Origin of the sequence: Novosphingobium sp. (assembly GCF_036820275.1) — a bacterium.
Taxonomy (GTDB): Bacteria; Pseudomonadota; Alphaproteobacteria; order Sphingomonadales; family Sphingomonadaceae; genus Novosphingobium.
Genome location: NZ_DAISLT010000081.1, coordinates 1 through 2,119, shown reverse-complemented (window position 1 = coordinate 2,119; position 2,119 = coordinate 1). Strand labels below are relative to the sequence as shown.

Annotated in this window: 2 protein-coding genes; both read right to left on the bottom strand. The window is 63.8% G+C overall.

Annotated elements, in window-relative coordinates; translation table 11 throughout:
• Window positions 1-43 precede the first annotated feature (43 nt).
• Window positions 44-691, bottom strand: coding sequence for a hypothetical protein (locus tag V7066_RS28505; RefSeq protein ID WP_334186299.1), 648 nt, complete (start codon window positions 689-691; stop codon window positions 44-46).
• A gap of 244 nt (window positions 692-935) precedes the next feature.
• Window positions 936-1,946, bottom strand: coding sequence for a hypothetical protein (locus V7066_RS28500; RefSeq protein WP_145156325.1), 1,011 nt, complete (start codon window positions 1,944-1,946; stop codon window positions 936-938).
• Window positions 1,947-2,119: the final 173 nt, after the last annotated feature.

The window sequence follows — 2,119 nt, the reverse complement described above, 5'->3', positions numbered from 1 at the left end:
AGTTTTCAGTCGGCAGAACAGCCTCTACTGGGTCAGTTTTCGGTCAGCGGCAACACTCCTCCTGCAGGCGGCGAGCCTCATCGACATCACCATAGGGCTCACCGCCGAAATACTTCTCGGCCACGCGCCATCCCGCCGTCAGAACATCCCGCAGGATCCCGTCCATCTCCTGCTCCAGGAGCTCACGGCATGCTTCTCGCTTCGCATCGCATGCGTCGAGGTCTGCGTACATTGCCGTCAGGGCCCTGAGTTCGTGCTGCCAGTAGGCGCGCGTATCCTCAGCGTCCGGAGATGCCTGCCGCGGCTCCAACTCCACCAGACGCTCCAGCGCCGATATCCAACTGCCCCGGTGCGAACGCAGATTGTCAGGCTCGGCCGCTGGCACAACGAGAGGGCAGAGAAACGCGCCGCGCCGATTGCCTACCCACAGGCCTTGCACAAAGGGATCCAGGTAGTGGCCATCGCTGGCGCGCGCCAGGCGTTCACCGTCCACCCGGCCTACGCCCTCGTGGTCGCTACTGGTCACCCAGGCCTCGAACGCCACCCGGAGCTGTTGCTCACCGAGCTCCTGGCTCGACTCCCCCAGGGTCCCGCGCGCGGGTCCAGCTTGAGCCTCGTCCGGGGCTCCATCTTGCTCGTTCATGCTCAACACTCCGTTGTTGCTTGGTTGCTTAGTTCGGTCGTCGATCATTCGAAAACCGTGTTTGCCAGAGCTCCTGAACAATGCCTAGTCACTGCTGGCCTCCTGTTCGCGCATGGCCCGCCGGACTGCCAGAACCTCAGCCATGACCTTCTCGTCCTGCGCAGCCTCGCACGGCTTGCTACAGGCATGCATGTCAGGCCCGCTCGCCATCCTGAGGGTACGGAAGCCGGTCCCGCACTCAGCACCGCACTCATCGCAGATGAATAAGGTCACCACGACTGTCCGCGTGTGCTCACTCATGATCAGGGCCCTCTGACTGAATCGGCGTGGCCACGTCATTCCCAGCTCGCTGGGCGCGGATCCCATCGAGCTCGGTAACCCGGTCGATGCTGGCGCGCAGATCGAGACCGCGGTGCTCACACCCGCTCCCGCCTGGCACGCCGGTCATGATGTAGCCACGATCCAGCCGCGCCTTGTCCTCGCGCAGCGCCGCATTATCGGCCTGCAGCCGACGAATCTCCTCCAACGGCAGGTGGCCCCCTTCACTGACCGCGGCCCGTAGCGCCCGGAAATGGCCGAGGGTCAGGCGCAGGTCTGGATCCACGGGGCCGTCCTTCAAGGGCTCCCAGGTGTCGTCCTCTGCGGGGTCGTATGCGTCAACGACGGCAAGAAAGGGAGCCAGAACGTCCAGGGTGACGCCTGCAGATCGCTCAGCCTGTAGCGGGAGGGGAAGCGGCTCGCTATAGACCGGCGCGGTATGCAGCTCATCTGGAGATAGCTCGGCCACCACAGAGAGCGAACCCATGGAGCCTTCAGCCATACGCGCCAGGTGCTTGGGGTTGGCGTAGCCGATCGGCATGGCAGTTGCCGACCGCGCACCGCCGGCTGGAGATTGCACCGGCCAACCTGGCGCTGCTGCCATCGAACTGGCGGCCAACGCGGCGCGCCAGCCCAGGCCGAAGACCGCCGACGTGGATGAGATCTCGCCGCTGACAATCCTGGCATGTGCCGCTTCGTACGCGGCCACTTCAGCGGCATCGACTACAGATTGCGGCTGTTGGGCGATCACCGGGACCGGAGCGGCGTTCAGGCGCGCGTACAGCTCCGGGTCGTAGACGACCTTCTTGCGCGAACAGCCGCGACGGGCATCGGTAACCGTGTCGAACCCCTGCACGCCGCAGTCGGGTTCGTCGGCAAAGAACCAGCCTTCGGCCAGCGTCACGATGATGCTGTTGCCCAGCTCTCGCTCATCGTCGACGTGCATGATGTGGTCGAGCGTCCGCAGTGCCTCAAGCGTCTTCATGGCGAATCTCCTGGTCCTTACCGTGGCGCAGCTTTACTGCTGCCAGTTCGTACTGTGCTTGTCATGCGGCGCGCCGCTCCTGGGCCAATCGGTTCCAGGGGTCATTCCCCAAGCGCTGATATTAATTCTGTTAAACAGAATTTACAAGCTAGGGTAATTCGCCTGGCGTACTA